Raw genomic sequence first — 6,001 nt, forward strand, 5'->3', positions numbered from 1 at the left:
CTCGTCAACAATGCAGGCATCCAGCATGTCGCGCCGGTGGAAGAGTTCCCGATCGAGAAATGGGACGCCATCATTGCCATCAACCTGTCGTCGGCGTTCCACACCATCGCGGCCGCCATCCCGCTGATGAAAAAGGCCGGCGGCGGCCGGATCGTCAACATCGCCTCGGCGCATGGCCTGGTCGCGTCGCCGTTCAAATCGGCCTATGTCTCGGCCAAGCACGGCATCATGGGATTGACCAAAACCGTTGCGCTCGAACTGGCGCGCGAAAAAATCACCTGCAACGCCATCTGCCCCGGCTATGTGCTGACGCCGCTGGTCGAGGCGCAGATCCCCGCCCAGATGAAAGCCCATCAGATGGACCGCGAGACCGTCATCCGTGAGGTCATGCTGGACAAGCAGCCGACCAAGGAATTCGTCACGGTGGAGCAGATCGCGGCAGCGGCGGTGTTCCTGTGCTCGGACGCGGCGGCGCAGGTCAACGGCACGCAACTGTCGGTCGACGGCGGCTGGACCGCCGCGTGAGGCGCAAAACTCTCTCATCCACCCAAAGGGATAGATCAAGGACGACGCCATGACCAAGAACGGCAAGGCGGAGGAGACGAAGAAGATCAACGTAGCGCTTCAGGGCGGCGGCTCGCACGGGGCCTTTTCCTGGGGTGTGCTCGACCGGCTGCTGGAGGACGGACGGCTGGAGATATCAGCAGTGTCCGGCACCAGCGCCGGCGCCATGAACGCGGTGGCGCTGGCCGACGGATATGTGCGCGGCGGAGTCGAAGGCGCGCGGCAAAAACTTGACGATTTCTGGCGCGCGGTGGCGGCCAAGGGGCGGTTCAGCCCGGTGCAGCGCATGCCGTGGGACGTCGCCTGGGGCAACTGGTCGATCGAGAACACGCCCGGCTATCTCTTCTTCGATACCATGTCGCGGGTGTTCTCGCCCTATGTCGCCAACCCACTCGGCCTCAATCCGCTGCGCGACGTGGTGCAGCAGGAGATCGATTTCGAGAACGTCCGCGCCTGCAAGTCGATGGAACTGTTCATCTCGGCGACCAATGTCGAGACCGGACAGTTGCGCGTCTTTTCCGACGGGGAGATCGACCTCGATACGGTGATGGCCTCGGCCTGCCTGCCGCAATTGTTCCGCGCCGTCGAGATCAAGGGCGTGCCCTATTGGGATGGCGGCTATGGCGGCAATCCGGCGCTTTATCCGTTCTTCAAGACGGCTGCGACCGAGGACGTGCTTCTGGTGCAGATCAATCCGGTGGTGCGCGAGGGAACACCAAGAAGCGCCAACGAGATCCAGAACCGCATCGACGAGATCACCTTCAACGCCGGGCTGCTGCGCGAATTCCGCTCGATTGCCTTCGTCAAGGAGCTGATCGCCGCCGGCCGTCTGCCACATGGCGAGTACCGCGACATCCGCATGCACCGCATCGATGCCGACGAGGCGTTCAAGGACCTGTCGGCGTCCTCGAAGGTCAACGCCGAATGGGCGTTTCTGACCTACCTCAGAGATCTCGGCCGCACCGCCGCCAGCGACTGGCTGGAAGAGAATTACGACGCCGTCGGCAAGCGACCGACGCTCGATCTCTCCGGCGAACTGGATGACGGCTTCAAGCCGGTACGCGGTCCGGCACCCGGCCGGCGGGTCAAGGAATTTCTTGCGGCCCGCAAGAACCCGGAGGCAGAGCGCCGGCGCGCCTGAGCGACCAATCGATGTGCATCGATTGGTCCGCAATCATGCTTTCAAGGTCAGGTCGATCACCCTGATCAGGGCAGCGGCTGCCTGCCGCTGCCCTTCCGGATCTCTGATCCGCGCCTTCATGCCTTCCAGCCCGTCGAGCAGCATGTCGGCAAGCAGTTGCGCCGACAGGCCCCTGGCCGCCAGATCGACGCCGTTCCTGGCTGCCTCGCCCTCTATCGCGGCGCCGATGTGTTGGCCAAGCCCGCCGCGCCAGCAGCCCACCAGATCGCCAAGGCTCGATTTCATGTCCAGCAATTCGGCGCCGTGCGGCGAGGCAACGACCGCGCTCATCATCGAGATAAAGGCCTCATCGATGGCTCGCATCATGCGCTCGGTGAAAGGGCCGTCGCCGGATAGGGCAAACCTTGCCGCCTCGACCGAGCGCGACAGGATCATCATGGCGATGGCGCGGAAAATGTCGGTCTTGTTCTTGAACAGGAGATAGAGCGCCGGGCGCGACATGTCGGCGGCACGGGCAATGTCGTCCATGGTGGTGCGCGAGAAGCCATAGGCCAAAAACACCTTCATCGCGCCATCCAGAATACGGACGCGTTTGGGATCGGCGGTGGCGGTGTCTTCGATCTGGTTCATAGAGCAATTCTATCCTGCAAAATCCTAATTGACAAAATGACGAAATTTGTCAATCTGTATCGGAGCGAAACGGCCGGGAGGCCGCTTCGCCCTTGGCAGTGGACGACAACAAAGGGTATCCCCATGCGCCTCACCGTCGACGGTCAGTCATTCGATATCGACGCCGATCCGGACATGCCGCTGCTGTGGGCACTGCGCGATCTCATTGGCAAGACCGGGCCAAAGTTTGGCTGCGGCATCGCCGCCTGCGGCGCCTGCACTGTACATGTCGACGGTCAGCCGGTGCGTTCCTGTTCGTTTCCCGTCGGCGAGGTCGGCGGCGCCGTCACCACCATTGAAGGCATCGGCACGGCAGGCGGACTGCATCCGGTGCAGCAGGCATGGCTGGAGGAACAGGTCGCGCAATGCGGCTACTGCCAGGCCGGCCAGATCATGAGCGCGGTGGCGCTGCTCGATGAAGTCGCCGACCCGAGCGATGCCGACATCGACAACGCCATGGGCGGCAATCTCTGCCGCTGCGGCACCTATCCCAAAATCCGCTCGGCCATCAAAAAGGCCGCGGCGCTCAAGACGGCGGGGCTCTGACCATGGCCAGTGTCGGAAAGATCGCCCGCCGCACGTTTCTGATTGGCGCTGCCGCTGTCGCTGGCGGCGTTGCCGTCGGCTATTACTACTATCGCAAGCCGTTCCCGAACCCGCTCGAGGCCGAGCTTGGCAAGGGCGAGGCGACGTTCAACCCTTATGTGAAAATCGGCGCCGACAACACCATCACCATCGTCGCGCCGCGCGCCGAGATGGGGCAAGGCATCTCGACGACGCTTGCGGCCATGGTCGCAGAGGAACTCGACGTCGGGCTCGACCGGGTCATGGTCGAGCATGGACCGGCATCCCATGCCTATTACAACGCCGCGATCCTCGAGGAGGGCGGTCCGTTCGCCTTCTTCGATGAAAGCCTGACCGCGCAGGCGGTGCGTTCCGGTCTCGGTGTGGTCGGCAAATTCCTTGCCCTGCAGGGCACCGGCGGGTCGGCTTCGCCCCGCGACGGGTTTTACAAGATGCGGCAAGCGGGTGCCGCTGCCCGGCAGATGCTGGTCGCAGCGGCAGCGCAAAAACTGGGTGTCGCGGCGGCCGATCTGGAAACGGCCGACGGTTCGATCCTGCACAAGGCGTCGGGCAAATCGCTGACCTACGGCGCGGTCGCCGCGGCTGCCGCCGCGATGGCGCGGCCGGCCGAAGTCAGGCTCAAGGACCGGGCCGACTGGAAGCTGCTGGGAAAGCCGCAGAAGCGCATCGACATGCTGGCAAAGCTCACCGGGGCGCCGATCTTCGGCATCGATGTCCGGCTGCCGGAGATGGTCTACGGCACGGTCAAGATGAGCCCGCGCTTCTGGTCGAAGCCGGTCAAGGCGGACCTCTCCAAAGCCGAGAAAATGCCTGGGGTGATCAAGATCGTGCTGCTCGAGACGAATTACGGCCATGGCTTCGGTATCATCGCGAATAATACATGGGCAGCATTCAAGGCGGCCGAGGCGATCGACGCCCAGTGGTCCGATCCTGAATATCCGCTCAGCAGCGCCGCCATTTCAGATGTGCTGAAGCAGGCGCTTGCCACCAAGGGGTCGGTGATGCGCGACAATGGCGATGTCGAAACCGCCTTTGCCGACGCGCCGCGCGAAAGCATCATCGAGGCAGACTATGCCGTGCCCTATCTGGCGCATGCGACGATGGAGCCGATGAACGCCACGGCACAGTTCAGGGACGGTGCGCTCGACATCTGGTGCGGCAACCAGGCGCCGACCCTGGTGCGGCAGCTTTGCGCCAACGCGGTCGGCATCGAGCAGGACAAGATCAATGTGCACACCACCTTCATGGGCGGCGGTTTCGGCCGGCGCGTCGAGATGGACTACGCGCTGTGTGCCGCGCTGATGGCGAAGGAGACGGGCGGACGCCCGATCAAGGTGACGTGGACGCGTGAAGAAGACATGCGGCACGACGCCTATCGGCCGGCTGCTATCGGCAAGTTCCAGGCGCGGCTCGGTGACGATGGCATGCCGATCGCGGTCGACATGAAGATGGCCTCGCCATCGGTGATTGCCGGTACGCTGCGCCGGCTGTTCCCCTCGGTATCGCCGCTCGGTCCCGACAAGACCATTGTCGATGGCGCCTATGACCAGCCCTACACGATCCCGAATTATCGGGTCAGGGGTATCGCGGCGCCGGTCTCCATCCCTGTCGGCTCCTGGCGTTCGGTCGGCAGTTCGGTCAACGGCTTCTTCCATGAGGGCTTCATGGACGAGATCGCGGTCGCCGGAAAAATCGATCCGGTCGAGATGCGCAAGAGACTGATGGCCGCCTATCCCTCGGCGGTGAAGGTGGTCGAGAAAGTCGCCGCGATGGCGAAATGGGGCGAGGCGCTGCCCGCCGGCAAGGCCAAGGGCATGGCCTTCACGCTGTCCTTCGGCAGTTGGGTCGGCGAGATCGTTCAGGTGGCGGACACGCCGGCCGGCATCCGCATCGAGAAGGTGTGGATCGCCGCCGATGTCGGCACCGCGCTCGATCCCGGCATCATCGAGGCGCAGTTGATTTCCGCCGCCATCTACGGCCTTTCGGCGGCGATGGGTCAGGAAATCACCTTCGCCGACGGCATGGTCGAACAGTCGAACTTCCACGATTTCGATGCCATGCGGATCTTCCAGTGCCCGGTCTTCGAAGTCGCCATCCTGGAAAATTTCCACAAGATGGGCGGCGTCGGCGAGATCGGCACACCGCCGGCGGCTCCAGCACTCGCCAACGCCATCTTCGCGCTCACCGGAAAGCGCATCCGCACGCTGCCGCTGTCGAAAACGGTGGCCTTCGCATGAAGAAGCTCCTCATCATGCTGACGCCTGCTGCCATGCTCGTGCTCGCAGCGCCGTTTGCGATTGCGCAAGAGAGCCAGACGCCGGCGCCGGCGACCGTCGACGCGGCGAAAGGCCTGCCCGAATGGGACAAGGTCTATGCGGTGTTCTCGCATCCGCGCTGCGCCGACTGTCATGTCGCGGACGACCGGCCGCGATGGTCGGGTGCGCACTATCGCGGTACGCGCGTTCACGCCTTCAATGTCCAGCGCGGTGCTGACGGGTCGGGCTTCGGCAATCCGGGCCTGCGCTGCACGACTTGCCATTTCTCCAGCAATTCCAAGGCATTGCACGGGCCGCCCGGGGCCGAGAACTGGCATTTGGCGCCGGCCGAGATGGCCTGGTTCGGCAAATCCTCGGCCGAAATCTGCGCCCAGATCAGGGATCCCCTGCGCAATGGCAACCGCAGCTTGAAGGACATCGCGCTGCATGTTCGCGACGACAGATTGGTCGCCTGGGGCTGGGCGCCGGGGCCGGATCGTGAACCGGCTCCGGGCTCTGCCGAAGCGACCTATCAAGCGATCGAAGACTGGGCCGCGGCGGGCGCATCTTGTCCGCCGGGGCAATGATCTTGCAACTTTCAGACTATATTGCGGTGCAACTTTGATGTAGAAGCGCGCTTCGCCGATCACGGCAAATTGAACACGGCTTGGCGCGCACCCATATCGGCGACGCGCCCGCGTTATGAGGACGCTGGCCGAACCCGCAGTGGAAAACAACGACGATGCCGAGAATCAGGTTTCACAAGCTTGCAGCCATTGTTGTGCTC

The 6,001-nt window shown here is 63.7% G+C and carries 6 protein-coding genes; 5 read left to right on the top strand and 1 reads right to left on the bottom strand.

What is annotated here, in order from left to right:
- Positions 1-525 (top strand): 3-hydroxybutyrate dehydrogenase (locus ENZ75_RS17950; protein ID WP_128278217.1); only part of this gene is annotated, 525 nt, incomplete at its 5' end.
- 49 nt (positions 526-574) lie between these two features.
- Positions 575-1,705 carry a patatin-like phospholipase family protein gene (locus tag ENZ75_RS17955; protein ID WP_027162499.1) on the top strand — a complete coding sequence of 377 codons (1,131 nt, stop codon included), beginning with the start codon at positions 575-577 and terminating at the stop codon, positions 1,703-1,705.
- 33 nt (positions 1,706-1,738) lie between these two features.
- On the opposite strand, the gene ENZ75_RS17960 is transcribed toward ENZ75_RS17955, so the two are convergent.
- Positions 1,739-2,335: a TetR/AcrR family transcriptional regulator gene (locus tag ENZ75_RS17960; RefSeq protein ID WP_013529190.1), complete on the bottom strand. Its 597-nt coding sequence runs from the start codon at positions 2,333-2,335 to the stop codon at positions 1,739-1,741.
- Positions 2,336-2,458: 123 nt separating this feature from the next.
- Between ENZ75_RS17960 and ENZ75_RS17965 the strand changes: the two genes are divergently transcribed.
- Genes ENZ75_RS17965 through ENZ75_RS17975 form a run of 3 tightly spaced genes read left to right on the top strand, consistent with a single transcriptional unit; the run spans position 2,459 to position 5,801 of the window.
- The gene (locus ENZ75_RS17965; RefSeq protein ID WP_063169182.1) at positions 2,459-2,920 is read left to right on the top strand and encodes a (2Fe-2S)-binding protein; all 462 of its coding nucleotides are present in this window, start codon (positions 2,459-2,461) and stop codon (positions 2,918-2,920) included.
- 2 nt (positions 2,921-2,922) lie between these two features.
- Positions 2,923-5,196, top strand: a complete 2,274-nt coding sequence (locus ENZ75_RS17970) for a xanthine dehydrogenase family protein molybdopterin-binding subunit (RefSeq protein WP_128278218.1) — start codon at positions 2,923-2,925, stop codon at positions 5,194-5,196.
- The gene (locus ENZ75_RS17975) at positions 5,193-5,801 is read left to right on the top strand and encodes a hypothetical protein (RefSeq protein ID WP_063169180.1); all 609 of its coding nucleotides are present in this window, start codon (positions 5,193-5,195) and stop codon (positions 5,799-5,801) included. Before ENZ75_RS17970 ends, ENZ75_RS17975 begins: the two co-directional genes overlap by 4 nt.
- Positions 5,802-6,001: the final 200 nt, after the last annotated feature.

Source organism: Mesorhizobium sp. M7A.F.Ca.CA.002.04.1.1 (assembly GCF_004022805.1).
Taxonomy (GTDB): domain Bacteria; phylum Pseudomonadota; class Alphaproteobacteria; order Rhizobiales; family Rhizobiaceae; genus Mesorhizobium; species Mesorhizobium ciceri.